The following is a 25508-nucleotide window of genomic DNA, read 5'->3' on the forward strand; positions in this document are numbered from 1 at the left end:
CACACCGAGCCGCGAATTCAGGTCGAAGGTGAAGTCGTGGTCGACGAACTGGCCGAAAAACGTCGTTCCGGCCGTGTTGAATGGGTTGTCGATATTGTTGGGGCTCAATTCGGGGTTGGTGATCAGCCGGATCGGGCCCTCTTGCAGTGGATCCTGGGCGTCCATGATGCCGCCGGGCTTGCCGAGCTCGCGCAGCGCCTCCAGGACTTGCGGGGTGGGCTGGGCGAACGGGGGAAGCTTGAAGATCCGTCCGAAGAACCTCGGATTGGCCGCGGCAGGCTCTGTTTGAGCGAAAGCTGTTCCATGAAATGAAGCAGCCGCTACGCCTGCGGTGACTCCTCCGATGAATCCTCGCCTGGTGAAACGTGCAGGGTGTTTATTTGTTGATCCACTCACACAGAAATTGTCCATTTTCATCGGAATGACGCCATGACGAACAAGCCCTAGGCGTGGCCTGCATGCCCTAGGCGCGTTGTTCATCGGGCGACGAACTTCGAAGCTCGGCCCCCGCGCGGCCCCGGCTCGGTCGCGTGGGTGTCTTGCGGTCCGGACAGTGGTCCATTCGATCAGGTGATGACGCGTCCCTGCCGGGGAGCTCGTACGGCGCGCCGAGGTGGTCGAACTCGCATCGCGGGGAACTCCGGCATGCCCGGCCGGGGGAGTTTTTTCAAGACTGCGTTATTCCGGCAGCGCATTTGTGGCGGCGTTCACATTTCACGTTTGCGTATGGGATTGCTGGATCGATCGCGAGTGTCACTCAGCCGGGTGATTGCCGCGTTCGGGCGGGTGAAATACCCCTCGCGGGGGATTCCTGATGATCTGGGCGTATCGACGTCCGGGCTAGCGTCGTTCACCAGGATGGCGGAAGGGGGTGATGTTGCGTGACCATACTGGCCTATGAAGTTGGGCCGTCTGGGTGAAGTTCACCATCGGCGGTCACGGTGAGTCGTTTTCCCACGGTGACCCAAGTGAATGGCTGACGGGAGCCATTCGTAATGTTCTGGGAGCGGTAACGGCGCCGGAAGATGGAACGACTCCCCTCGTGAGCGCGGGTCTGATCATCTTTTTCGCCGCTCCACCCTGCCATGGCTGCACACCAGGAGAGACTGCATGAGAGAACGGGCCGGATCGGTGCGTCGTTTTCCTCCTGCCTCCCAGCGGCATGTGCCCCAATCATCCAGACCAATGCGGGCCTCGTGGGAAAGCCGCTATCAGCTGGCCGTGGTCTGCGCCGATCTGGCCGTCATCCTCGGTGTGGTGATCACCGTCAACTTCCTGGCCGGGGCGTTGACGGCGTGGCACGCGGGCGTGTTCGCGATCCTCACCCTCGCGGGCGTCTTCGTCGGGCTCGCCGGGGCGCGCGCGTGGAGCATCTCCGTGCTCGGCCACGGCGCCGAGGAGTTCCGCCGCCTCTACCGGGGCCTGTTCACCGCGATCGTGATCCTCGCCATCGGCGGGTTCGCGTTCGGTCTGGAAGGCCTGCGCCCCTGGGTCTTCGTCGCCATCCCGGCCATCGCCATGATCGACTTCCCGGTTCGCTACGTGCTGCGCCGCCTGCTGCACAAGCGCAGGCAGGCCGGCCGTTGCCTGCTGCCCGTGCTCGCCGCCGGTGGCGTCGGCACGCTGGAGGACCTGATCGACCGCACCCGCAAGGCGCCGCACCAGGGCTGGCGGGTCGAGGCGGTCTGCACCACCAACGGCCTCGGCACCGGCCCCGACGGGCGCGTCGACGGGGTGCCCGTGGTCGGCCGGATCGAGGAGGTCGCCGAGCAGGTGCACCGCGGCGGGTACCGCGTGGTCGCGGTGACCGCCGACGCCTACTGGACGCCGAAGCGCCTGCAGCGCCTGGCCTGGCAGTTGGAGAGCACGTCGGCCGAGTTGGTCGTCGCGCCCGTGCTGATGGAGGTCGCCGGTCCCCGGCTGAACGTCACGGGTGTGCACGGCATGCCGTTGCTGAAGCTGTCCGCCCCCGTCTTCACGGGTGCCCGACGAGTCGTCAAGGAGGTCGTCGACCGCGTCGGCGGCACCGTTCTCATCGCCTTGGCGGCACCGTTCCTCGCCGCGATCGCGTTGTCGGTCAAGCTCAACGACCGCGGCCCGGTGTTCTACCGGCAGCGTCGGATCGGCAAGGACGGCAAGGCCTTCACCATGATCAAGTTCCGGACGATGGTGACGGACGCGCACTCGCAGCGGCTGCGTCTGCTCGCGGTGAACGAAGGCGCCGGTCCGCTGTTCAAGATGCGCAAGGACCCGAGGGTGACCAGGGTCGGCGCGGTGCTGCGGCGGTTCTCCATGGACGAGTTGCCCCAGTTGTTCAACGTCGTCTCCGGGAGCATGTCGCTGGTCGGCCCGCGACCACCGCTGCCGGAGGAGACCGAGCGCTACAACTCCGACGCCAGGCGCAGGCTGCTGGTCAAGCCGGGCCTGACCGGGCTGTGGCAGGTCAGCGGCCGCAGCGACCTGCCGTGGGAGGAAGCCGTCCGGCTGGACCTGCGCTACGTGGAGGACTGGTCCTTGGCGCTCGACGCGTTGATCATGTGGAAGACAGTCCGCGCTGTGCTGAAGGGCCAAGGAGCATATTGATGATCTGCCGACTCTGCGGCTCGGACGAGCTGGAGAGCGTGGTCGACCTGGGCGCGACGCCGCCGTGCGAGCGGTTCCTCGCCGCCGCGCAACTGGACGAGCCGGAGCTCACGTACCCGCTGCACCTGCGCGTCTGCCGGGCGTGCCTGCTCGCCCAGATCCCTCCGCTGATCACGCCGGAGGACACGTTCACCGAGTACGCCTACTTCTCGTCGTTCTCGACGTCCTGGGTGGACCACGCCCGCCGGTTCGTCGACAAGGCGGTCGAGCGGACGAACCCCGGGTTCGTCGTCGAGGTCGCGAGCAACGACGGCTACCTGCTGCAGCACGTGGTGGCCAAGGGCATCCGCTGCCTGGGCATCGAGCCGTCGGTGAACGTGGGTGCCGCCGCGCGGGAGAAGGGCGTGCCGACCACGACGGCGTTCCTCGGCAAGCAGAGCGCCGCGGCCGTGCGTGCCGAGCACGGCCCCGCCGACCTGGTCGTGGCCAACAACGTCTACGCGCACATCCCGGACATCCAGGGCTTCACGGCCGGGTTGCGCGAACTGGTCAAGGACGACGGCTGGGTGTCCATCGAGGTCCAGCACCTGCTCAGCCTGGTCCAGCACAACCAGTACGACACGATCTACCACGAGCACTTCCAGTACTACACGGTCGCGTCCGCGCAGCGGGCGCTCGCTTCGAGCGGCCTGCACGTCGTCGACGTCGAACTGCTGCCGACGCACGGCGGCTCGATCCGGATCTGGGCGCGGCCCGTGCCCGACCAGCCGACGAAGGCGGTCGGGTTCGTCCTCGAGGAGGAGCGCCGGGCCGGTCTGCACGACATGTCCGGCTACCAGGACTTCGCCCGCGACGTCGACACGGTCAGGCAGAACCTGCTCAGGTTCCTGCTCGGCGCGTCGGCGACCGGCAAGACAGTCGTCGGCTACGGCGCGCCCGGCAAGGGCAACACGCTGCTCAACCACTGCGGCATCAGGCCGGACATCCTGAAGTACACAGTGGACCGCAATCCGTACAAGCACGGCAGGTTCACGCCCGGCACCCGCATCCCGATCCACCCGCCGGAGCGGATCGCGGCGGATCGGCCGGACTACGTGCTCGTCCTGCCGTGGAACCTGCGCACCGAGCTGACCGAGCAGCTGTCCTATGTGGGCGAGTGGGGCGGCAGGCTGGTGTTCCCGATTCCCACTCTGGAGGAGGTCCGGCCGTGAAGGTCGTGCTGTTCTGCGGCGGTTACGGCATGCGCATGCGCAACGGGGTGGCCGACGACGTCCCCAAGCCCATGCAGATGGTCGGGCCGCGGCCGTTGCTGTGGCACGTGATGCGTTACTACGCCCACTTCGGCCACACCGACTTCGTGCTGTGCCTCGGCTACGGCGCGCACTACATCAAGGACTTCTTCCTGGACTACCAGGAGACCGCGTCCAACGACTTCGTGCTGTCCGCCGGGAAGGTCGAGCTGCTGTCCACCGACATCAGCGACTGGACGATCTCGTTCGTCAACACCGGGCAGGACTCCCCGATCGGCGAGCGCCTGCGCCGCGTGCGGCACCTGGTGGACGGCGAGGAGATGTTCCTGGCCAACTACGCGGACGTGCTCACCGACGCCCCGCTCGACGAGATGGTGCGGCGGTTCGCGCGCAGCGACGCGGGCGCGTCGATGATGGTCGTGCCGCCGCAGTCGTCGTTCCACTGCGTTGACATGGGCGAGGACGGCAAGGTCAGCGGGATCACACCGGTCAGCAACCTGCCGCTGTGGGAGAACGGCGGCTACTTCGTGCTGCGCCAGGACGTGTTCGACCGGCTGCCCGCCGGTGGTGACCTGGTCCAGGACGCCTGTGGTGAGCTGGCCAAGGAAGGGCGGCTGCTGGCTTACCCTTACCGTGGTTTCTGGCAGCCTGCCGACACAGTCAAGGAGCGGGCGGCTCTCGACGCCGCGTACGCACAGGGCGACCGGCCATGGATGTTGTGGGAGAACGATGCGGGTGTTGCGTCCTGATGTCCTCGACAAGGTCGTGCTGCTCGGCGCGCACTGCGACGACATCGCGATCGGCGCGGGTGGGACGCTGCTGACCCTGTGCCGGTCACGGCCAGGGCTCCAGGTGGACGCCTTGGTGCTCAGCGGCGGCGGTACGCCGCGTGAAGCCGAGGAACACGCGGCGCTGCAGTCCTTCTGCCCCGGTGCCGAGCTCAAGATCACGGTCCTCGACCTGCCGGATGGTCGGTTTCCGGCCCATTGGGAGCGTGCCAAACAGGCCGTCGAGGATCTGCGGTCCCGCACCGAGCCCGATCTGGTGATCGCCCCGCACGCGCGTGACGCCCACCAGGACCACCGCACGCTGGCGGAACTCGTGCCGACGGCGTTCCGCGACCACCTCGCGCTCGGCTACGAGATAGTCAAATGGGACGGCGACCTCGGTGCCCCGACCGTGTACCAACCCTTGCCGGACGCCGTCGCCGAGGCCAAGGTGGAGGAGTTGCTCCGGTGCTACCCGACCCAGTCCGGGCGGTACTGGTTCGACCGCGAGACCTTCCTGGGGCTGGCGAGGGTCCGTGGCGTGCAGTGCCGTGCGCGCTATGCGGAGGCGTTCTACCTGGACAAACTGATCGTTGGCTTGGAGGCGTGACGTGCGTGTGTTGCTGACCGGACACCAGGGCTACCTGGGGACGGTGATGGCGCCGCGACTGGTGTCCGCGGGGCACGAGGTCGTCGGTCTCGACTCCGGGCTGTTCGCGTCCTGCGTGCTCGGGCCGTGGCCGCACGACCCCGAGGGGTTCGCGGTCGATCTGCGCGCGGTCACCGCCGAGCATGTATCCACTGTGGACGCGGTGGTGCACCTGGCCGCGTTGTCGAACGACCCGCTCGGATCGCTGGCGCCCGAACTGACCTACGACATCAACCACCACGCCTCGGTCCGGCTCGCGAAACTGGCCAAGGACGCGGGGATCAAGCGGTTCCTCTACGCGTCGACGTGTTCGGTCTACGGCGCGGCCGGGGACGGCCTGGTCGACGAGGACGCGCCGCTGCGCCCGGTGACTCCGTACGCGGAAAGCAAAGTACGCGTCGAGGACGACCTGCTCGAGCTGGCCGATTCGGACTTCACCCCGGTCTTCCTGCGCAACGCCACGGCTTTCGGGTTCTCGCCGAGGCTGCGAGCCGACATCGTGCTGAACAACCTGGTCGGCCACGCGGTGCTCAGCGGCGAGGTCAAGGTCCTGTCGGACGGCACGCCGTGGCGGCCGCTGGTGCACGCGCAGGACATCGCGGACGCGTTCGCCGCCGCGCTGGTGGCGCCACGGGAAGCCGTGCACGCCAAGGCGTTCAACGTGGGCACGGAGGACAACAACCTCACCGTCGCCCAAATCGCCCAGCACGTGGTCGAAGCTGTCGCCGGTTCCCGGCTGGTGATCACCGGCGAGGCGGGCGCCGACCCGCGGTCCTACCGCGTGGACTTCGCCCGGATCCGCGCCGCGATGCCGTTCACGGCACAGTGGACGGTCAAGGCGGGCGCGGTGGAGCTGGCGGACGCCTACACCGAGCACGGCCTGACCCGCGAGGACTTCGAGCGGAAGTTCACGCGCCTGGCCTGGTTGAAAAGCAACGGCGGGCTCTAATGAGCCCACGGTCCCGCTGCCCAGAGGCCCGCGGCGCTGTCCCGCGCGCTGATCTCGGTCACCGGCAGCGGCCAGTCGATGCCCAGCTCCGGGTCGTCGTAGCGCACCGCGACGTCCTCGGTCGGGTCGTGCGGGCGGTCGATCCGGTAGCAGACGTCCGCGACCGGCGTCAGCGCCTGGAAGCCGTGCAGCATGCCCGGCGGGATGTACAGGTGCGCGAAGGTCTCGTCGTCGAGCAGGAACACCTCGTGCCTGCCGAAGGTCGGCGAACCAGGCCGGGCGTCGACGACCACGTCGGTCACCGCGCCGTGTGCGCAGCGCACGAGTTTCGTCTCGCCTCGCCCGGTTCGGCCGTGCAGCCCGCGCAGCACGCCCTGTCTGGAGCGGGACTGCGAGTCCTGGACGAACGAGTTCGGGTCGATGCCGTGCTCCGCGGCGATGGTCGCGTCGAACGTCCGGGTGAACAGGCCGCGCGAGTCGTGATGCGGGGTGGGCACGAGCACCAGGACGCCGTCGATCGAGGTGGTCCGCACATGCATTGGTCCATTTTGGCGCGACCGTGCTGACGCCGATCTGCCGGTCCTGCCGGGCTCGCCGCGGCGAGGTCGTGCTCGACCTCGGCCGTCAACCGGCCAGCGACTTCTTCCCGCCGGTCGGGGACAACGGACCGGACCCGATCTACCCGCTGCGGATGTGGCTGTGCGCCGAGTGCGGCCTCGCGCAGCTGGCGGAGGACCCGACCGTGCCGGAGGAGCCACGGGGTGTGGAACCCGCGGCGCTGGTCGCCCAGGCCAAGGACGCGATCGGCCGGGTGATGCGCTCCGGGATGGTGAAACCCGGTGTCCGCGTGTTCGAGTACGGCAGTCCCCACGGCGGTTCGTGGTTGCCGTTGCTCGCCGAGCACGGGTTGCGCCCGGTCGAGCAGGCAGGTGAGCCCGCTGATGTCGTGCTCGACAGCTTCGGCATGATGCACAACCCCGACCAGCACGAAGCCATCGTCGAGCGCGCCAGGAGACTGACGGACACCGGCGTCCTGTTGCTGCAGTACCACTCGCTGGCCGCGATCATCCGCAGCGGGCAGTGGAACGCCTTGCGGCATGGGCATTACGCGTACTACTCCACGGCCGCGCTGACCAGGATGCTGGCAACCGCCGGGCTGGTGGCGCGGACCGTGTGGCGCTTCGACCTGTACGGCGGAACGGTCCTGCTCGCCGCGGCCCGTGGCGGCCACGGCGATCCGGAGGTCCGTGCGTTGCTGGCCGAGGAAACCGGCTGTGGTGTCGACGACCCGCGGATCGTGCGCTCGTTGCAGGAGACGGCCGAGAACAGCATCAACGCGCTGCGTGGCTGGTTGCAACGCCAACGCGGCACCGGCCGCCGGGTGTACGGCTACGGCGCGGCGTCGCGTGCGGTCGCGTTGCTCGCCGCCGCGGGGATCGACAACACCATGCTGTCCGGCGTCGCCGACGCCTCGCAGGCCAAGTGGGGCAGGCGGATGCCGGGCACGGCGATCCCGGTGATCAGCCCGGACGACCTGGTCAGGGCGAAACCGGACGCGGTCCTGCTGTTCGTACCGGACCTGCTGGAGGAGGTCCGCACCGCACTGCCCGCGCTGGCCGGTCGCTGGGTGGTCGCCGAGCCGGTGCCGACCGAGGACCCGCAGACCCGGCGGATCATCCCGCCCGCCCGGCTGGCCGGTGACAATCGGTGAACCGGCTGGCCGCTCTCGTCGTCCTGGCCGGTCTGCTGGTCGGTGCGCTGGTCGGCTTCGCGGTACCGACGCTCGACGGGCCGACGTACCGAAGCAGCGCGACCGTCGTCTTCACCGCCGTGCAGCTCGAACCGCGGCCGCCGACGGCTTCCGTGGCTCGGCACATCTCCCAACGGCTGCCGAGCTGGGTGAAGGTGGCCGCCAGTGGTGCCGTCGCGGGCGAAGCGGGGTTGCGCAGCGGCGAGACCATCACCGCGCACGAGATCTCCGGTGTGCAGTCGTTGCGGATCGAGCTCAACAGCTTCACCGCTGAGGACTTGGCCGACCGGGCGACGGACGCGGCCAAGACGGTCATCGCGGTGGTCGCGCGGATGGAGTTCAACCGCGTGTCCGGTGTGGTGTCGGCCAACGGCAGCGAACCGGAAAGCCTCTCGGGTGCCTGGGCGGCCTGGGGCGCGGTGCTGGGTGCCGTGATCGGTGCCTTGGTCGGCTGGCTCGTCTGCGCGTTGCGACGACCGGGTCCTTGGGTGTCCCACCTGGCCGACGGCGGGTCGCGGGTCGCTGGTGCGCAAGCGTTTGCCGACAGTGTGGATCGGGAGATCCGTGCGCTGTGGGCAGGGGTGCGGACTCGCCGTGGCGCGTTGGCGCTCGGCGTGGGGTTCGTGGCCATCGGCGGGTACGCGGCCACCGGCTCGGTATGGCCGCCGATGGTGGCCGTGCTGGCTGCGGGCGCCGTGGCGGTTCGCGATCCCCGCTGGATCGCCGGGGTGATGCTGGCGCTGGCCGCGTCGGTGCTGCCGCCGAAACTGGAGCTGGTGAAGCTCGGCCCGGTCACGCCGACCGTGCTGGAAGTGGCCGTGCTGGTCGGGCTCGTCGCGGTGTGGCGGCGGCCGGGCAAATCGATCTTCCTGTGGCCACTGGTCGTGCTCACGGTCGCGGTCGCGCTTGGCAGCGCGCGGGGCGTCACCGGCGGTGGCGAGTTCTCCGAGGTCGCAGACACGTTGCGGGCGTTGCTCCTGGTGCCGCTCGGCTTCCTGGTGCTCTACCGGGTGTTCGCGGGCAGGCTCGCCCAGCTCGTGGCGATCACGGCCGTCGGCGCCGCCGTGGCCAGTTCGATCGAGCTGCTCGCGGCCGTCATGGACTGGCATCGGCTGCTGGTCGACGAACGCTCCTCGGTGATCACCGGTGACGACACGTCCGAGGTGTCCCGGCTGTCCGCGCCGGTGCTGCCGCTGTGGGGACCGCTGCTGATCCTGTTGGCTTCCGGTGCTTTTCCCGGCCGTCCGCGCTGGCGACTGCTGCTGATCGCGCTGCCCGGCCTCGCACACGAGGCGTTGAGCTTCAACCGGTCGACGTGGGCGCCGCTGCTGGGGTTCGTCATCCTGGTCGCGGTGGCCCGGTTCGGCTCACGCGGCCTGGTCAAGCGTTTGCTCGCAGCCGGCGTGCTCGGCGCGGTGGCGCTCGGGCTTTCCGCGGCCGGTGCGCTCGGCGGCACGGGTGAGGCCCTCGCCGGACGTGTGACCAGCGTGTTCAGCGGTGAGGCGCTCGGTGAGGACAGCCTGGCCGACCGCGTCAGGGAGAACACGGCCGCGTTGAACACATTGCTCGACCATCCCGTCGCGGGCATCGGCGTCGGTATCCCGTACGGCGGGGAGATCGTCTCCTACGACGCGCTGCACGACCGGACCGTCGTCGACCCGCGGCCGTGGATCCACAACCAGTACCTGCGGATGTGGTTGTGGTTCGGGGCGTTCGGGTTGCTGGCCGTCGGCTTGCTGATGGTGCGTGTCGCCGCGGCTGTCGTGCATAGTTGGCGGCGAAGAGCGCCCGCCACTGTGCTCGTGGTCGCGTTGGGGCTCGGGTTGGCTTGTCTGGCGTTCCAGTCGGTGTTCCAGACGACGTTGATCGACCGGCCTTCGTTGATGGCCGTCGCGCTGACCCTGGCGATGCTGGCACTGGCCGTCGCGTGGCGGCCGGGCCCGCAACAGTCCGGGCAGGTCGGAGGACCGCGACTATCAGCGAGAAGGATAATGACGCCGTGAGGTTGCTCAAGAACATCGCGTGGTGGCAGTGGCTGCTGGCGGCCGGAGTCGTGGTCGGCCTGCTCGGCGGCGTCTACTTCAGCAACCGCCTGAGCAACGCCGTGTACACGTCCTCGTCCCAGGTGCTGATGACCGGCCAGAGCGATCCGGCGCAGCCGGACACCGCGTACGCCAGCAACCAGTACGTGAACCAGCGGATGACCACGTACGCGGAGATCGCGTCGAGCGCGCAGGTGACGGGCCCGGCCGCGCAGGTGCTCGGCACGGACTCCGGCACGCTCGTGTCCCAGATCAAAGCCGCCGTCGCCGGTGACACCACTGTGCTGTCGTTGCAGGTCACGGGCGCGACGCCGGAAGCGGCCCGGCGCAGCGCGGTCGCGGTGACGCAGGCGTTCATCAACGCGGTCACCAAGCTGGAGACCACTCCCGGCGGCACGGCCCGGGTGGCCGTCAACGTGATCACCGACCCGACCACCCCGCCCGCCCGCTCGGTGCCCGCCGCGTGGCTGCTGGTCGTCGGCGGCATCGTCGGCGGTTTCGTCCTCGCGGCCCTCGCGATCCTGGTGTTGCGCTGGCTCTACCCCAAGCGTTTCCCGGTGCGGTTCGAGCGCGCGACGAAGTCGTCATCCGCCGAGCAGACCAGCCAGATGCGACCGGTCACGCCGCCTGCCAACTCCGTCTCATGATCCGCGTCCTGATGGCCGGTTCCGCGCCGACCGAGCGCGGCGGGATGGCGACGGTCACGAACCTGTTGCTGCGGCACGGATCCCAGGTCGCGGCGATCCGGATGATCCCGACGCACCGCGAGGGCCCGGCCGGGATGCGCCTGAAGCTGTGGCTGTCGGGCACGGCGAAGGTCGTTTCCGCCTTGCGGTACGCGGATGTCCTGCACGCACACGTGTCCGAACGGGGCAGCGTGATCCGCAAGGGCGTGTTGGTGTGGATCGCCAAGCTGATGCGCAAACCGGTCGTGCTGCACTGCCACGGCGCCGAGTTCGTCGACTGGTACCAGGGACTGCCTGCCCTGGCCAAGCGCTTGGTCGCGTTGACCTTCCGGCAGGCGGACCTGGTGGCCGTGCTCGGTTCGTCGTGGCGCACCACGTACACGGATCTGCTCGGCGTGCACCGGGTAGTCAGCCTCGGCAACCCGATCGAACTGCCCGGCGAGGTGTCGTCGGCACCCGGCTTCAAGATCGTCTTCCTCGGCCGGTTCGGCGAACGGAAGGGCTCAGCCGATGTCCTGACGGCGGTCGCCCGGTTGTCCGGACCCGTCGAACTGGTGATGGCAGGCGACGGCGAGGTCGCCGAGACCAAGGCACTGGCCGCGCGGTTGGACGTGAACGCGCGGATCCGGACGTGGATCTCCCCGGCGGAACGGGACGAGCTGCTGTCCGGCGCGCACGTCTTCGTCCTGCCCAGCCGCGACGAGGGCCTGCCGATGGCGATGCTCGAGTCGATGGGGCACGGCCTGGTGCCGGTGGTGACGCCGGTCGGATCGATCGGCGAGGTCGTCAAGGACGGCGAGAACGGCCTACTCGTGCAACCCGGTGACGTCGACGGGCTGACAGCGGCGTTGCAGTCATTGCTCGACGACCCCGGCCTGCGTGCACGGCTCGGCAAGGCCGCACGCTCCACAGTGGAACCCTTCGAGATCGGCCGATACCTCCAGACCCTCGGAAACCACTGGTCAAGCCTCGTGAGTGGTTAGTCCGGCCTCCACACTCCCGAGGTCTACCTGGTGATCTGTGGTCGGATTATCGGGTTGCTCTGGGGCTTGGGTGATGGGGGCTTGGTCGGCTGGGAGGTGGTCGTCGGTCGCGAGGACGACGTCGGTCCGGCCGCCTGCCGCCAGTCCACCTCGTCCCTGGTGATCACCCACGGGTCGTTGAGCAGTTCCTCGGTGAACTTGAGCCTGGCGAGTTCCATCACCGCGCCCTGCCAGCCGTTCCAGCAGTGGAAGTACGTCATGGCCGGGTACCTGTCGCGGATCTGCTTCACGATCAGCCGGGAGTCCCACGAGCCGTCGCGCTTCTTCTCCGGGCCGCATTCGGAGAACCCGAGCGGTTTGCCGGTCGTCAGGATGTCCTTGTAGTCGTTGTAGGGCGACTGGCCCTTGCGGTCGCCGAGCATCAGCATCTCGTCGTCGTACCTGCTGGGGCAGACCATGTCCACGTACTCGTCACCCGGGTAGTACGACAGTGCGGCCCCGTCCCACGAGGCACCGGGCGAGTACACCCACAGCACGTTGTGCAGCCGTCTGGTCTCGCTGATGTAGAAGAAGACGTCACGGTAGAGGTCCCGCGCGAACGTCTTGCGCGTCGGCATGTCCTGCCCCCACCAGAACCAGGACCCGTTGCCCTCGTGCAACGGCCGGAGCAACACCACGATCCCGGCCGCGCCGAGTTCCTCGACCAGGTCACCCACCCGTTCCAGCTGTGCGCGCCACGCGGCCCGCTGCGGGCTCGAGTCCGATGTGGCCAGTAGTGCGCGCAGGTCGGGCTTCCTGGCCTTCGCGTCCGCCACCCATGCCGAGTTCGCGCCACCGCCCGGGATCCACGGGTTCGACGGGTGGATGTCCACTGTGACCAGGCCGCCGCGCCGCCAGTGGTCGGTCAGGATCCTGGAGTCCGACCGTTTCCAGTCGTCGCGGACCGACACACCCAGCATCGCCGGGTACTTGCCGGTGCGTTTGACCAGCGCCTCGACGATGTGGTCGTAGCTGGCGGCGGTGATGTCGTCGAGCTGCTGCCCGCAGACGACCCTGCGGGAGTCGCGTTTGGGCAGATCGCGGAACCACTTCAGCAGGGTCTGCGCGTCCCCGCTCGCGGACACGTCCGCGGTGATCGGTTTCGTCTCCTGCTGGGCCGTTTCCTCGGGGGCGAACCACTGCTGGTTCGCCAGCGTGATGCCACCGGCGACCCCGAGGGCGATCGCGCCGGCTGCTGCCCCGATGATCCGGCGTCGTCCGATCTCCTCAGCCATGCCGACCATCAAAACATGTCAATAAGCCGATTGCAGTAACTTGCTCCCGGTAAGCTCCCTCGTAAGGGTGATAAATTCCCGCTATACGGCGGCGTGGGCCAGGACTTCGGCCAGTTTCCCGCCGACGAGTCCGGCGCTGTAGGTCCGTTCGAAGTGCTGCCTGCTCGCCTCGCCCCGGCGGTTCGCCGCATCCGGATCGGACAGGGCGGCGAAGGCGTCGGCGAGGCCGTCCACGTCGTCCACGCCGATGCCCGGTTCGCCCGGCGGCTGGAATTCCGGCAGCCCGCCGGAGTCCGAGACGATCGGCGTGACACCGAGCTGCATCGACAGCAGCTGCACACCGCTCTGCGACGCCTGGCGGTAGTGCACGACCGAGCCCTTCGCGCGGCCGAGGACCGGCAGGACCTCGGCGTACGAGTAACGCTCCCTGCGCCACTCACAGCGCGGTGGCAGGTCCTGCTCGGACACGTCGAGCGGGCCGTCGCCGAGCAGGATCAGCCGGTCGCCCTTGTGCTGCCCGGAAAGCAGGTGCTTCTCCCACGCCTTCAGCGCCACCGGCACGTTCTTGTACGGCGACATCCGGCCGTACAGCACGAAGTCACGCCGGTCCTCGGCGAACGGCGGCAGGTCCTGCTCGCGGACGTCACTGGTCAGCGGCACGACACTGGCCGGGTACGGCAACTGCTTGGCCACGTAGTCGCTGAACGCGATGACCCGCTTCGCCCGGTTGCTGAACCCGCTGAACAGCCGTCGTTGCCACGCCGGGCGCAGTTCGGTCTCGTCGTGCGGGGCGTCGTCGTGGACCAGGTGCACCATGGGCGCCAGCCGAGCCAGCATCAGCCAGCGCGGATCCCACACCAGTTCGACGACGACCACGCTCGGCCGCCAGGCCCTGACCTCCCGCACTGTGCGCAGCAGCGGGGCGATGGTCCGGGGGTCCTTCGGGCGCGGGTCGAGCACGCGCTCGTACGGCAGCGGCCGCATTTTCTCGTAGTGCTGGTCGGACGTGATCAGCAAGCAGTCGTGCCCGGCGTCCCGCAACGCTTCGACGTGCACCCTGGACAGCGTGCGCATCCAGGGCGACAGCCACAGAACTCTCATCTCGCCGCCGCGATGGCGGTCTCGTAAGCATCCGTCATGGCGTCTACTGTGTACAACTTGGCGGCTCGCTCCGCGCCCGCCGCGGCGAGCGCCGTGAGCCTGGTCGGGTCTTCGATGATCGGGCGAAGGGCCGCCGCCCACGCCGTCGCGGTGACAGGTTCGACAAGCACCCCGGCTCGTCCGTTGTCCAGCAGATCCGGCACCGAACCGACAGCGGATGAGACGACGGGGAGCCCGCGTGCCATGGCTTCGACGATGACCAGCGGGAAAGCCTCGGCCTTGCTCGGCACACACAGCACGTCGAACGTGCCGAACGCGTGGTCCGGGCCGGGCGACGCGCCGTGCCACGTGACCCGGCCGGACAGCCGCTTCGGTGTCATGGCTTCGAGCTTCGCCCGGTCCGGGCCGTCGCCGTGCAGGTCCAGCGTCCAGTCGAGATCGTCGAGCGAGTCCAGCGCCTGCACGAGCAGATGCGGGTTCTTGTGCTCGACCATCCGGCACAGCATGCCGAGGCGGACCGGTTTCGACGGCTGGTAGCCGCGATCTCCCTGGCCAGGCACTCCGTTGGGTGCGATGAAATGCCGCGGGTGCAAGGCCTGGTGCCTGGTGATGGCGTCCCAATGCCGTGGCGACAAGGCGATCACGCCGTCACTCCGGTTGATCACCTTGGCCAGCTTGCCGCCGTAGGTCGGACGGTCCGGCTCGGCGGGTTCGTGCGTCGCCGCGAGCCATCGCCCCTTCGGGTTGAGCGCCTTCCAGCCGACCGCGAACCCGGCCTCGGTGTTCGTGATACCCGTGATCAGCACGGCGTCCTTGGTCGGCAGGTCGACGAGCGGCTGCCACCACGGCGTCAGCACCAGGCGCACGCTCGGGTCCAGTTCGGGCGTGAGGGGGCCGAAGTGCTGCAGGCACGCCAGCGTGACCGGGTATCCGCGCCTGCTCAGCTCGTTGGCGAGCAGCACCCGTTGCCGTTCGGCGCCACCTTGGCACAACTCGTTGCTGGTCAACAGAATGCTCGGTTTGCCTGGCTCGGCCTTCGCCCTGGCCGCGACACGCTCCCGCTGCCGGTCCTCGCGGTGCGACCGCTGCACCCGGTCGAGCAGGTTGAGCCCGGCGGTGAAGACCGCGCCGGGCCCGTAGTTGCTCATCCCCAGCATCTCGGCCTGTCCGGCCCGCAACAGATCCCGCGACCGCCGTTCGGCCAACGGGTCACCGGCCATGGTTCCCGCGGCGGCGTGCCGGACGTCCGGCTCGTCCGCGAGCACCAGGCGCCAGCCGTGGTCGCGCGCCCGGCGCTGCCAGTCGGACTCCTCGCCGTACAGGAAGAACTTCTGGTCGAAGCCGCCGAGTTCACGCCAGGCCGCACGGGAGACGAGCAGGCAACAGCCGGACAGGTAGCCGTCGACCTCACCGGGCTGCTCGGAGTAGTAGTCGGAAAGTGCCTTGCCGCGCAGGCGTTTCCCGTAACCCGAATGGCTGACGAGACTGCGCAGGACGGTCTGCCTGCGCCGGGCGACGTCCCAGTCCGGCCCGTCGGCACCCTCCAGGACCTTCGGCGAGACAGCCGCGACGCCGTGCTCCCGCAGCGCGGCCCGCGACTTCGTCAACGGCCCGAGCAGTTCGGCATCCGGGTTGAGCAGCAGCACGTCGTGCTCGGTCCGTTCCACCAAACCGTTCACGGCGGCGGCGTAACCGACGTTGCGCTCGGAGAACACCCACTCGACGTCCGGGTACTCGCCAGCCAGCTCCCTGATCGCGGGCGTTCCCGTCGACAGGTTGTCCCACACCAGGATCGAACATCCCGACAGGTGTTTGTGGACACTGTCGAGACAACGCCGCAAGAGATCCGCCCTGCGGTAGCTGACTACCAGCACCGACAGCGGGCGACCAGGCTGACCGTCCGTCACGTCGGGTCACCTTACGCGTTGTCAGGCGGGCGCCGACTTGCGGCCGGGTTTCATGGCGCCGAGCAGGGCACCGCGCATCTCGTCCGGGATCGCACCGCCCAGCCACGCACCGGCGAAGTAGCCGATCATCCCCGCGACGATCGGGAAGACCAGCGGCAGCGACCACGTCAGCAGCATCGCCAGCAGCGACAGGTTCAGGCCGGGGATCAGGCGCATCACGTACTTCATCGGCAGCGGGTCGACGCCTACCTTGCGTAGCCGGATCTGGGTGAAGACCACACCGGACAGTTCCGTGACGATCAGGGCGATCCCGCAGCCGACCGCGCCGAAGTGCGGGATCAGGATGATGTTCAGCGCGATGTTCACGACCAGGTTCACCGCCGACAGCGTGGTCAGGAAGCGCTGCTGGTGCGCCGCGACCATCGCGTCGCTGATGATCGACGTCAGGAAGCTGATCGCGCAGGCGACGAAGAACAGCCGCAGCACCGGCGTCGCGCCTTGGGCGAACTCGTCCGAGCCGACCGCCGTCACCAGCCGCTCCGCCAACGGGATACCCAGTACCGCGACGGGTGTGGCGAAAAGCAACAGGAACCGGTAGCCGCTCGCCACCGCTCGCCGGAACCTGGCCGGGTCGCTCGCGTAGCCCTCGTTGATCGTCGACAGGGCGGTCCGGGAGAAGACCTGCGGCAGCATGTTCAGGGTGAACGCCAGTTGCACGGCTATCCCGTACGCGGCCACTTCGCGCGTGTCGGCGAGCAGGGACAGCAGCACGCCGTCGACACGCCAGTAGATCACCGCGATCAGCATGATCAGGGTGAACGGGATGCTCTCCTTGACCAGGTTGAGGATCGCGTTCAGGTCACCGATCGGCCGCATCGGGGTCAGCCGGTGCGCCGCGAGCCCGTTGACGACCATCTTGAGCAGGTTCGGCAGGATCTGCACCGCGCACATGGCCAGCAGACCCGCGTCGGTGAACGCCACCGCGGCGGCGGCACCCAGCGTGATCACGCGGGCGAAGAACTCGGCGATCGCGATCGTGCCGTACTTGACGTGCACGTCGAAGACGGCGTCGAAACAGGACGCGACGGCGTTGCAGACCAGCCCGGCGGACAGCACCAACAGCGCGGACTGCACCTGTGGATCGGAGTACGTCAGCACCCCGATGCTCGCGGCGGTCAGCCCCAGCGGCAGCGCGTACGTCAGCGAGAACGTCAGGTCCAGGCCGATCAGGTGCGCCAGTGACGCCTTCTGCCTGCCGCTGACGCGGCGCACGATCACCGTGCCGATGCCCTGCGAGGTCAGCGTCTCGAACAGGCCGACGAACACGATCGCGGTCGTCATGATGCCGTAGCCGTGTTCGCCCAGATACTGCGTTGCTATACCCAGAGTGACGATGGCAAGCGGCAGCGCGGTGACTCGCGCCACCACTTGGAGGGCGACCCCTCGCGCGATCGCCGCTGCCCTGGACACGGGCCGTAGTCTAGTAACTTCGCGTTGCCGCAGATCCCACGCGGTGCTGTCGCGATGTGGAGGTCGATACGGTGCGCGCTTACCTCGAGTTGTCGCACGGACTTCATCCCGCCGAATGGAGTAGTCGGCACGCCCGTGGTGAAGTCCCCGATCACTGGCCGTATGGACTGGACCGGTTGATCAACCACGGGGTGCAGCCGATCATGCGAATTCCCTCCAGCGGGCGGGTAGCGGAGCGGATCGGCCGCGCGGCGCGTCACCGGCTCGGAGGGTATGAATGGGTCGATGCCTTCCGCCGCAACACCGGTGACGTGGTCCTTTGCTGGGACGAGTACTCAGGGGTCCCCGCAGCGCTGCGCGAACACCACAAACCGGGCAAACCCAAACCGGTGATCACGGGAGTGGTGTGGCTGGCCGACGAGGTCGACCGGGTGACAGCGTCGTTCGCGCGGCTCGCGCTGCCGAAGGCCGCGGGCGTGTGGGCGTCGTCGAGCGCGATGATCCCCCGGCTCGAACGGGACTGGGGCGTCAGGAACGCACACCACATCCCACTCGGCATCGATGTCGATTTCTTCGCGCCACGCCCCAGAACCGGAGAACGTCTGGTGGTGAGCGCGGGCAACGACCGCCACCGCGACCACCGGCTGCTGATCGACGCTGTCCGAAGTGTCCGCGGCGCCCGGCTGGAAATCGCCACCAGGCTGCCGATTCCCGCCGAGTTCGCGCGCACCGGGCTCAACGAGGGACAGATCAGGGACCTCTACCAACGGGCCAGCGTCGTCGCGATCGCCACCCGGCCCAACGTGCACGCGTCCGGCCTGACGGTCACCCTCGAGGCGATGGCGAGCGGGCGGCCGGTAGTGATTCCGGACACTCCAGGCCTAACGGACTACGTCGAGAACGAGCACACTGGACTCGTCTACCCGGTCGGCGACGTGGATGCCCTGGCGAAATGCGTGCAGCGGCTCGTCAACGACGACGCCATGGCCGAGGAGATGGGCAGGGCGGCACGTCGTAAGGTCGAACGCGAATTCTCGACCGAGCTGCAGGCCGCCCGGCTGGCCGAGCTCATCCTCGCGAGCTGATCAGGAGTGGGACTGTGTCGCGCGTGCGTGCCTGGGTGGAGTTGATCCACTACCTCGACGCGGCCAAGTGGCCGGCGCGCAACGCGTCCGGTGAAGTCCCGAACGCCACCCCCTTCGGCATCGACGAGCTGACGCGGCACGGTGTGGACGTGGTGTTCCGCGAGGTCCTCAAAGGACGTGTCCCGAACGCGCTCGCCCGCAGGGTGCGTGCGCGGGAAGACGGCCTCGAGTGGCTGGAAGCGGTTGCGTCGCACCGCAACCGGCTCAAGCGGAGCGCGGACGTGGTGCTCTGCTGGGACGAGTTCACCGGTATCCCGGCCGCCGCGCTGCCCGGCGGCCCGCCGGTGATCAGCGGCGTGCAGCTGCTGACCGACCCGCAGGACCGGTCGAAGAAGTTCCTGCGGCGCGCGGGCAAGGCGCTCGACAAGATGGAGATCGTCTTCGTCCAGGCCAAGGGCATGATCCCGGTCCTGCGTGACGAGTGGGGCGTGCCCGACCGCAAGCTGCGGTTCGTCCCCTTCGGAATCGACGCCGACTGGTTCCGGCCCGTCGACGGTCCCGCCGAGGGCACTGTGGACCGCGACCTGGTCGCCAGCGTCGGCGACGACGCGCACCGCGACCACGACACGTTGATCAAGGCGGTCGCGGACGTGCGCCGCCGCCGACCGGGCACGCGGCTGGAGCTGGCGACCCAGCTCGACGTGGACCTGCCGGGCGACCTCGGCGTGCTGCACCGCGAGCACCTCGGGCGCCGCCGTCGCCAGTTCTACGGCGCGGCCAACGTCGTCGCGGTGGCCACCAAGCCGAACATCCACGGGTCCGGCATGTCGGTCATCCTCGAGGCGATGGCGTGTGGACGGCCGTACGTGGTGACCGCGAGCGCGGGGCTGGACGGGTACCTCAAGCACGGCCACGACGGGTTGGTCGTGCCGCCGGGAGACGTGGACATGTTCGCGTCCGCCGTCAACGCCTTGATGGCCGACCCGGAGCGCGCGGACGCCATGGGCAAGGCCGGGCGCGCCCGGCTGGAGCGCGAGCTGACCACCGACGTCCAGGCCCGGCGGCTGGCCGAGGTGATCAAGGGAGTGGTACGGGCGCGCTGACGCGCTCGTCCACGGGCGCGGGGTGACCGAGTCCGGTCAGCCAGCCCTGGAACACCCGGTGCAGGGCTTCCGCGCCGACCACGTCCCCCGCGGGGGTGAAGTGCTTCGGGTACACGACGAAACCGCGTGCCTGCGGCCCACCGAGCCCGCCGTGCGATCCGACGTGCGGTTCGAACGGCGAGGCGTTGTCGGTCTCCGGGTCGTACCGGCTGTTGATCATGATGTCCGCGCAGTGCGGGAACTCGCTGGTTCTCCGGATCAGCCCGGCGGCGTGCGGGCCGTAGTCCCGCAACGGGTCCTCGCCGATCACCACGCCGGTGGCCAACCGGTGCAGGCCGTCGCGGCCGAGCACGACCGGCCCGAACTCCGAGCTGTGCACCAGCATGAACCCGACTCCGTCGTGGTCGACCAGTTGCGGCAGCAGTTCCGGGTACTCGCGCTCGATCGTCTCCAGCGGCACGCGGCCCTCGTGTTCGGTGAACGACACCATCGCCACGTGCCCGGACACCACCACGACAACTCCGGGCGCGACCCTGGCGACCTCGCCGGGTTCACCACCGGGTGCGCGGTGCAACTCGGGGCTCACCCCGGCCTTCTCGACCCGGCCGCGCAGCCGCCGCGCGATCAGGCCGCCCTCGGCCAGCGCCGCGTTCATCTGCCAGCCTTCGGTGGCGTTGCGCGGCTTCGTCGCCTTGGCGATGTCCGCCGGGTCGCCGCCGCACAGCCTGCCGACGAGCTTCTCGACCGGCTCGCCGAACCGGTCGGCGAACGCCCAGCCCTGTGTCTGGCCGTGGTCGGACAGCACGACGAGGTGGTACGGCCGCGGCCCGAGCCGGGTGGCCCGGTGCAGCCGCCCGATCTGCTGGTCGATCCCGCGCAGCACGGCCAACGCGTCGAACCGTTCGATCCCGGAGTGGTGCGCGACCTCGTCGTAGCCGAGGAAGTCCGCGTACACCACGGGTCGCCCGGCCAGGACGTCCTCGATGATCGCCGCGACCACCACGTCCCGCGTGATCACGGTCGTACCGGACCGGGCGATCGGGTAGAACCCGCCGCGCTTGATCCTCGGCCTGACGCCGCGCCGCTTCTGACTGGTCGACGCGGTGATCTCCCTGCCGATGTCCATCACGGCCGAGCCGAACGTCCGCAGGACGTTCACCGGGCGGGCGAAGTACGTGTAGTAGCCGGATCCGGTCCGCTCGTGCCTGCCGCGCCGGACTCCCTTGCCCAGCACCGGAACCGCGCTCATGGTCAGCGTGACGTGGTCCGCGTCGCCGGTGAACAGGTTGCCGTGGCCCGCACCGCCGCCGGACAGCAGGCCGCGGCCGTCGGAGTGCCTGCGTTCGATCTCGGCCGCGTCCTTCGGGTGCGCGCACGCCATCACGTGGTCGCGGTCCTTTTCGTACCACCGGAACCCGAGGATGTCGTGGTTGTCGCCGTGCAGGATGCCGGACACGCTCGCACCGGTCTGCGAACTCCAGTCGGTCTGCCACATCTCCAACGTGTGGCTGTCCTCGTTGATCCACGCGGCCAGCGTCGGCATGTCGCCGTCGCGCACGGCACGCCGGACGGTGTCGTAGCCGAGCCCGTCGATCTGCAGGAAGATCACGCCCGGTGTGGCGTCGGGCATCAAAGTGGGCGTGCCGCCGCGCCGCGCGACGCGGCGGAAGAACATCTCGTCCTCGTCGATGGCCAGCACACTGCTCATCACGGCACCGACAGCGGCCATGCCGATCGTCACCGCGACGGCCGTGCTCAGGTTCTCGATCTCGACGCCCGGCACGGTGTTGAAGATCGCCAACGCTCCCGCGCCGATCACGATGAAACTGCCGAGGCCCAACGTGAACAACGCGAACGGCAACGCGACCCGCAGGATGAGCGGCCACAGGACCGCGGACATCAGGCCGAGCAGCAGCGCGCAGACGGTCGGCTGCCACCACTGGGTCATCGTGAAACCGGGCAATAGCACGTCAAACGCGCGCAACGCGGCGGTGACGACGAACCAGACGAACAGCACGCGGACGGTCGCGCGACCACCGCGCAGCAGCCTGCCCGCGTCGGGCGCACGGTGTTGCTGCCGTGCGATGACCGCCATGAGAACCGTGACAAGCAGTACGAGCGCGGTCGCCAACAAGCTCGCGATCAACGGCGAGTCGAAGATCCCGCCGCTGACCACACCCAGCAGCGAGTACGCCACCGCCCACATCGCGGCCGCGATCAGAGCTGTCGGCAGGAACCGCCGCCACGGATACGCCAGCGCCCCGGCGGCGAGCAGTACGGGGATCCGGCCCGCCGGGAGCAACCGGCCGACCACCAGGATCTGCCAGCCGCGACGCGTGAACTGCGTGCGGACGCTGGCCACACGGTCCGCGTGCTGGTGACGAGCCAGCCAACGCACGGCCGGATCACCGCCGAGCCGGGCGATCGCGTACGTCACGACGTCACCGATGTACGCGCCGAGCGTTGACAGCACCAGCACCAACGGCAGTGACAAGTCCGCGCTCGTCATCGCGACGGCCGCGCCCGCGCCGACAACGGCACCGGTCGGCACGATCGGGATGATCGACCCGAGCAGCACGCCGCCGAAGACCAACGGGTAGCCGACCGACGACGTCGACGTGAGATCAAGCGCTAGGTTCATGCATCACCTCGCTACCCGGCGGCGTGACGACCACCTGGGTGTCCGTGCTTGCCGCGTCCCTGCCCACGGCGGCGGCGAAGTCGTGACCCGGCTCGGTCAGCAGCCGCCGCATCCGCGCTGTGCGTGCCACGCCCGGCAACGCCAGCGTCCCCCAGTGCACCGGCACGGCGATCCGGGGTTTGATCAACCGGACCGCGGCGGCGGCCCTGAGCGGGTCGAGGTGGCCCGGACCCAGCGTCGTCCCCCAGCCCCACACCGGCAGCAGCGCGATGTCGACGGCACCGAGGTCCGCCATGCCTTCGTATATATCTGTGTCGCCGGCCACGTACACGCGCTTCTCCGCCTCGATGACGTGCCCGACCGCGGGCGCGTGCGGCCCGTGGGTCAACCGCGGCCCCCAGCGGTGGCCGGAGTGTTCGGCGTGCACAGCCGTGACGGTCAGGTCGCCGTCCACCAGCCGCTCACCGACACCCAACTCCTCGACGTGCGGGAATCCCTTGCGTCGCAGCCACGCGCCCGCGCCACGAGGCACCACGATCCGGGCGCGCCGGACCAGCCGCAACGACGGCAGGTGCAAGTGATCGCCGTGCAGGTGAGAGATCAGCACAAGGTCGACCCCGGCCCACGTGGACGGGTCAAGGGCAGGAACTACCCGAACCAGCGGCCCCACTCGTGTGGTGAGCACGGGATCCGTGAGCACAACCCGGCCACCTGTCTCGATCCGAACGGTCGAATGGCCGAGAAAACGCACACCACGAGTATCCGAGCCTGTCCGGCTGGATGCACCCCGGAGCGACGAAGCTAACGCAGCACTCGGCGCACAGCCGCGCCCGCGAGCAGCCGGAGCGCGAACGGCAGGTCGTCACGCAGGTAGCGCTTGGCCAGCCTGCGCGGCTCCATGGCCAGGCGGTGTGCCCACTCCAGACCGAGCTTCTGCATGGTGACGGGGGCACGCTTCGAGTCACCGGAGGCCATTGGGATACCCGCGCCGCAGCCGACGTACCAGGCGTTCGGCATGACCTCGCGCAGCCGTTGGATCAGCTTCTCCTGCTTCGGGAAGCCCATCCCGATCAGCACGAGACTCGGCTGGGTGAGCACCACGTCGTCGATGACGGACCGCAGCGTGTCCTCGTGCTGGTCGAAGCCGACAGGCGGTGCGGCGACCCCGGCGATCTTCAGGCCGGGCGACTGGCGCCGCATCACGGCGGCCGCGCGTTCGGCCACACCGGGAGCACCGCCGAGCAGGTACACCGAGCGGCCGTCGAGCGCGGCGGCGTGGGTCAGCGTGTGCACGAGCGAACTGCCCGTGACGCGTTCGGGGATGTCCCTGCCCGCGATCCGGCCCGCCCAGACCAGGGGCATGCCGTCGGCGACCGTGAGGGTCGCGGTGGATGCGAGTCGCACCAGCGAACGGTCCCGGGTGATGGCCCGGACGATGTCCACGTTCGCGGTCAGGATCCAGCCGCCGTCGTGCCACGTCTCCCGGACGCGGCGGACGACCTCCGCCTCGGTCATGGCGTCGACCATTACCGTGCCAACTGGTACGCGCCGCTCTGTCACGCGCGCAGGGTACCTCTCTGTGTAAGCGCCGCTACGAGGTGTGGGAGGTTGTGCAGGTGAACGACGATTTCCGCAGGTCTGCCGAGCTGCAGGGGCGGTTGCACGACCTCGTGCCCGGTGGCGCGCACACGTATGCGCGCGGTGCCGACCAGTACCCCGAAGGCATGGCTCCCGTGCTGGCAAGGGGCAAAGGGGCGACCGTTTGGGACGTCGACGGCAACTCGTACGTCGAGTACGGGATGGGCCTGCGCAGCGTCACGCTCGGGCACGCCTACGAACCGGTCATCGACGCCGTGCGGGAGCAACTGGTCAACGGGCTGAGCTTCTCCCGGCCGACCGAGCTGGAACTCGCGGCGGCGGAGGACTTCCTGCGCCTGGTGCCCGGCGCGGACATGGTGAAGTTCGCCAAGAACGGCTCGGACGCCACCACCGCGGCGGTCCGGCTGGCCCGCGCGGCCACCGGGCGCGAGCTGATCGCCGTCTGCGACCAGCCGTTCTACTCCGTCGACGACTGGTTCATCGGCACGACCGCGATGGACGCGGGCATTCCACAGTCGACGACCCGGGCGATCCGGCGGTTCGGCTACAACGACCTGGAGTCGTTGCGTGCGCTGTTCGACGAGCACAGTGGACAAATCGCGGCCGTCGTCCTCGAGGCGGCGACCGCACTGGCCGAACCCGCGCCCGGCTTCCTCGAAGGCGTGCGGCAGCTGTGCGACACGCACGGGACTGTGCTGGTGTTCGACGAGATGATCACTGGTTTCCGCTGGTCCGCCGGTGGTGCGCAGCGCGTCTACGGGGTGACGCCCGACTTGTCCTGCTGGGGCAAGGCGATGGGCAACGGTTTCCCGATCTCCGCCCTGGCGGGCAAGCGGGAGCTGATGGAGCTCGGCGGGCTGCGCACCGGCGAGCCGCGCGTGTTCCTGTTGTCGACCACGCACGGACCGGAATCGGTGTCACTGGCCGCTTTCCGCGCGGTGGTCCGGGCCTATTCCACAGACGACCCCATTGGGACGATGGAACGAGCCGGGACTGCTCTGGCCGATGGCGTGAATTTTGCCGCCACCGAATTGGGGATCGCCGGGCACGTGTCCGTGATCGGCAGGCCGTCGTGCCTGATCTTCACCACCAAGGACCACGAAGGAAGCCCGTCGCAGGCATTCCGAACACTGTTTCTCCAGGAGTTGTTGCGCCGTGGGGTGCTCGGTCAGTCCTTCGTCATCTCCGCGGCGCACACGGCCATGGACGTCCAGCACACAGTGGACGCTGCGGCCGACGCCATGTCGGTGTACCGCAAGGCGTTGGAGGCGGGCACCGTAACCGGTTTCCTCGCCGGGCGACCGGTTGCCCCGGCACTGCGGCGTTACGCGGCGCCGCGACGGCTCACCGGCGGCCATTCGCCTCAACCCGCCGAGTGACAAAGGTAAATATTCTCGGGTTGACACCACCCCGATCGGGCGTATTCCGCCTGACGGCACGCCGTGTCCCCGAAAGCACGGCGAGTGGCCAGTGGCTCCGTTCGGCCTACCCCGTGCCGGGGGCTGCGCGGCCATTTGCCCGTTCCCGCGACCGTTTCGGGTGAATTCGGTCGGCTGGGCGGTGATCAGTCGGGAACTCACCGACCGAACCCGTTCCGAGCTGCCAGGAAAACCGGTTAACGGGGCGCGTAACGGCTGGAACTACGCGAGCGACTGATGGTTTGGCGACG

Annotated in this window: 21 protein-coding genes; 13 read left to right on the forward strand and 8 right to left on the reverse strand. The window is 69.0% G+C overall.

Going from position 1 to position 25508, the window contains the following annotated elements:
* Positions 1–36: 36 nt before the first annotated feature.
* The 6 genes from ALI144C_RS56080 (at position 37) to ALI144C_RS45155 (ending at position 6198) form a co-directional block, all read left to right on the forward strand.
* Complete coding sequence (locus ALI144C_RS56080) at positions 37–312, forward strand: hypothetical protein (RefSeq protein WP_168211510.1); 276 nt, start codon at positions 37–39, stop codon at positions 310–312.
* 798 nt (positions 313–1110) lie between these two features.
* A complete protein-coding gene (locus ALI144C_RS45135) occupies positions 1111–2583 on the forward strand; it encodes a sugar transferase (protein WP_076993388.1) in 1473 nt (490 codons plus the stop codon).
* On the forward strand, positions 2583–3794 hold the full coding sequence (locus ALI144C_RS45140) for a class I SAM-dependent methyltransferase (RefSeq protein WP_076993389.1): 1212 nt from the start codon (positions 2583–2585) through the stop codon (positions 3792–3794). Before ALI144C_RS45135 ends, ALI144C_RS45140 begins: the two co-directional genes overlap by 1 nt.
* The gene (locus ALI144C_RS45145; RefSeq protein ID WP_076993390.1) at positions 3791–4582 is read left to right on the forward strand and encodes a glucose-1-phosphate cytidylyltransferase; all 792 of its coding nucleotides are present in this window, start codon (positions 3791–3793) and stop codon (positions 4580–4582) included. Before ALI144C_RS45140 ends, ALI144C_RS45145 begins: the two co-directional genes overlap by 4 nt.
* Entirely contained in the window at positions 4563–5210 is a 648-nt protein-coding gene (locus ALI144C_RS45150) for a PIG-L deacetylase family protein (RefSeq protein WP_076993391.1), read from the forward strand. Before ALI144C_RS45145 ends, ALI144C_RS45150 begins: the two co-directional genes overlap by 20 nt.
* A gap of 1 nt (position 5211) precedes the next feature.
* Positions 5212–6198, forward strand: a complete 987-nt coding sequence (locus tag ALI144C_RS45155) for an NAD-dependent epimerase/dehydratase family protein (protein ID WP_076993392.1) — start codon at positions 5212–5214, stop codon at positions 6196–6198.
* Here ALI144C_RS45155 and ALI144C_RS45160 read toward each other — a convergent pair.
* Positions 6195–6737, reverse strand: a complete 543-nt coding sequence (locus ALI144C_RS45160) for a dTDP-4-dehydrorhamnose 3,5-epimerase family protein (RefSeq protein ID WP_076993393.1) — start codon at positions 6735–6737, stop codon at positions 6195–6197. The two genes, ALI144C_RS45155 and ALI144C_RS45160, sit on opposite strands and share 4 nt — an antisense overlap.
* Before the next feature lie 20 nt (positions 6738–6757).
* Here ALI144C_RS45160 and ALI144C_RS45165 point away from each other — a divergent pair, with 20 nt between their 5' ends.
* The 4 genes from ALI144C_RS45165 to ALI144C_RS45180 are packed head-to-tail and all read left to right on the forward strand — an operon-like array spanning position 6758 to position 11659.
* Positions 6758–7909 (forward strand): class I SAM-dependent methyltransferase, encoded by a 1152-nt coding sequence (locus ALI144C_RS45165; protein ID WP_083754003.1) that lies wholly within the window; start codon positions 6758–6760, stop codon positions 7907–7909.
* Positions 7906–9951, forward strand: coding sequence for an O-antigen ligase family protein (locus ALI144C_RS45170; RefSeq protein ID WP_076993394.1), 2046 nt, complete (start codon positions 7906–7908; stop codon positions 9949–9951). Before ALI144C_RS45165 ends, ALI144C_RS45170 begins: the two co-directional genes overlap by 4 nt.
* Entirely contained in the window at positions 9948–10637 is a 690-nt protein-coding gene (locus ALI144C_RS45175; protein WP_076993395.1) for a hypothetical protein, read from the forward strand. Before ALI144C_RS45170 ends, ALI144C_RS45175 begins: the two co-directional genes overlap by 4 nt.
* Entirely contained in the window at positions 10634–11659 is a 1026-nt protein-coding gene (locus ALI144C_RS45180) for a glycosyltransferase family 4 protein (RefSeq protein WP_076993396.1), read from the forward strand. The genes ALI144C_RS45175 and ALI144C_RS45180 overlap by 4 nt, the downstream gene beginning before the upstream one ends.
* A 23-nt stretch (positions 11660–11682) precedes the next feature.
* Here the strand turns inward: ALI144C_RS45180 and ALI144C_RS45185 are convergent, their stop codons facing one another.
* From ALI144C_RS45185 to ALI144C_RS45200, 4 genes are all read right to left on the reverse strand, one after another.
* Positions 11683–12933, reverse strand: a complete 1251-nt coding sequence (locus tag ALI144C_RS45185) for a glycosyl hydrolase (protein WP_168211511.1) — start codon at positions 12931–12933, stop codon at positions 11683–11685.
* 81 nt (positions 12934–13014) lie between these two features.
* The gene (locus ALI144C_RS45190; protein ID WP_076993398.1) at positions 13015–14034 is read right to left on the reverse strand and encodes a glycosyltransferase family 4 protein; all 1020 of its coding nucleotides are present in this window, start codon (positions 14032–14034) and stop codon (positions 13015–13017) included.
* Positions 14031–15941 carry a glycosyltransferase gene (locus ALI144C_RS45195; RefSeq protein ID WP_237774616.1) on the reverse strand — a complete coding sequence of 637 codons (1911 nt, stop codon included), beginning with the start codon at positions 15939–15941 and terminating at the stop codon, positions 14031–14033. Before ALI144C_RS45195 ends, ALI144C_RS45190 begins: the two co-directional genes overlap by 4 nt.
* 21 nt (positions 15942–15962) lie before the next feature.
* Positions 15963–17411 (reverse strand): flippase, encoded by a 1449-nt coding sequence (locus ALI144C_RS45200; RefSeq protein WP_083753942.1) that lies wholly within the window; start codon positions 17409–17411, stop codon positions 15963–15965.
* Positions 17412–17614: 203 nt separating this feature from the next.
* Here ALI144C_RS45200 and ALI144C_RS45205 point away from each other — a divergent pair, with 203 nt between their 5' ends.
* Positions 17615–18496, forward strand: a complete 882-nt coding sequence (locus ALI144C_RS45205) for a glycosyltransferase family 4 protein (RefSeq protein ID WP_143231251.1) — start codon at positions 17615–17617, stop codon at positions 18494–18496.
* Positions 18497–18519: 23 nt separating this feature from the next.
* Positions 18520–19599 (forward strand): glycosyltransferase family 4 protein, encoded by a 1080-nt coding sequence (locus ALI144C_RS45210; protein ID WP_076993401.1) that lies wholly within the window; start codon positions 18520–18522, stop codon positions 19597–19599.
* Here ALI144C_RS45210 and ALI144C_RS45215 read toward each other — a convergent pair.
* Genes ALI144C_RS45215 through ALI144C_RS45225 form a run of 3 tightly spaced genes read right to left on the reverse strand, consistent with a single transcriptional unit; the run spans position 19574 to position 23755 of the window.
* Positions 19574–22240, reverse strand: a complete 2667-nt coding sequence (locus tag ALI144C_RS45215) for a VTT domain-containing protein (protein WP_076993402.1) — start codon at positions 22238–22240, stop codon at positions 19574–19576. The genes ALI144C_RS45210 and ALI144C_RS45215 overlap by 26 nt on opposite strands.
* The gene (locus ALI144C_RS45220; protein WP_076993403.1) at positions 22224–22991 is read right to left on the reverse strand and encodes an MBL fold metallo-hydrolase; all 768 of its coding nucleotides are present in this window, start codon (positions 22989–22991) and stop codon (positions 22224–22226) included. The genes ALI144C_RS45215 and ALI144C_RS45220 overlap by 17 nt, the downstream gene beginning before the upstream one ends.
* 50 nt (positions 22992–23041) lie before the next feature.
* Positions 23042–23755 (reverse strand): WecB/TagA/CpsF family glycosyltransferase, encoded by a 714-nt coding sequence (locus tag ALI144C_RS45225; protein ID WP_237774617.1) that lies wholly within the window; start codon positions 23753–23755, stop codon positions 23042–23044.
* A gap of 101 nt (positions 23756–23856) precedes the next feature.
* Between ALI144C_RS45225 and ALI144C_RS45230 the strand changes: the two genes are divergently transcribed.
* The gene (locus ALI144C_RS45230; protein WP_202819206.1) at positions 23857–25218 is read left to right on the forward strand and encodes a glutamate-1-semialdehyde 2,1-aminomutase; all 1362 of its coding nucleotides are present in this window, start codon (positions 23857–23859) and stop codon (positions 25216–25218) included.
* The last annotated feature ends 290 nt before the right edge of the window (positions 25219–25508 follow it).

Origin of the sequence: Actinosynnema sp. ALI-1.44, from assembly GCF_001984155.1 — a bacterium.
Lineage (GTDB): Bacteria > Actinomycetota > Actinomycetes > Mycobacteriales > Pseudonocardiaceae > Kibdelosporangium.

Coding starts and splice junctions, on each gene's coding strand:
- ALI144C_RS45185 (WP_168211511.1), bottom strand. CDS start 12,933: ATGGCTGAGGAGATCGGACGACGCCGGATCATCGGGGCAGCAGCCGGC.
- ALI144C_RS45160 (WP_076993393.1), bottom strand. CDS start 6,737: ATGCATGTGCGGACCACCTCGATCGACGGCGTCCTGGTGCTCGTGCCC.
- ALI144C_RS45215 (WP_076993402.1), bottom strand. CDS start 22,240: ATGAACCTAGCGCTTGATCTCACGTCGACGTCGTCGGTCGGCTACCCG.
- ALI144C_RS45180 (WP_076993396.1), top strand. CDS start 10,634: ATGATCCGCGTCCTGATGGCCGGTTCCGCGCCGACCGAGCGCGGCGGG.
- ALI144C_RS45135 (WP_076993388.1), top strand. CDS start 1,111: ATGAGAGAACGGGCCGGATCGGTGCGTCGTTTTCCTCCTGCCTCCCAG.
- ALI144C_RS45205 (WP_143231251.1), top strand. CDS start 17,615: ATGCGAATTCCCTCCAGCGGGCGGGTAGCGGAGCGGATCGGCCGCGCG.
- ALI144C_RS45225 (WP_237774617.1), bottom strand. CDS start 23,755: ATGACCGAGGCGGAGGTCGTCCGCCGCGTCCGGGAGACGTGGCACGAC.
- ALI144C_RS45190 (WP_076993398.1), bottom strand. CDS start 14,034: ATGAGAGTTCTGTGGCTGTCGCCCTGGATGCGCACGCTGTCCAGGGTG.
- ALI144C_RS45140 (WP_076993389.1), top strand. CDS start 2,583: ATGATCTGCCGACTCTGCGGCTCGGACGAGCTGGAGAGCGTGGTCGAC.
- ALI144C_RS45150 (WP_076993391.1), top strand. CDS start 4,563: ATGCGGGTGTTGCGTCCTGATGTCCTCGACAAGGTCGTGCTGCTCGGC.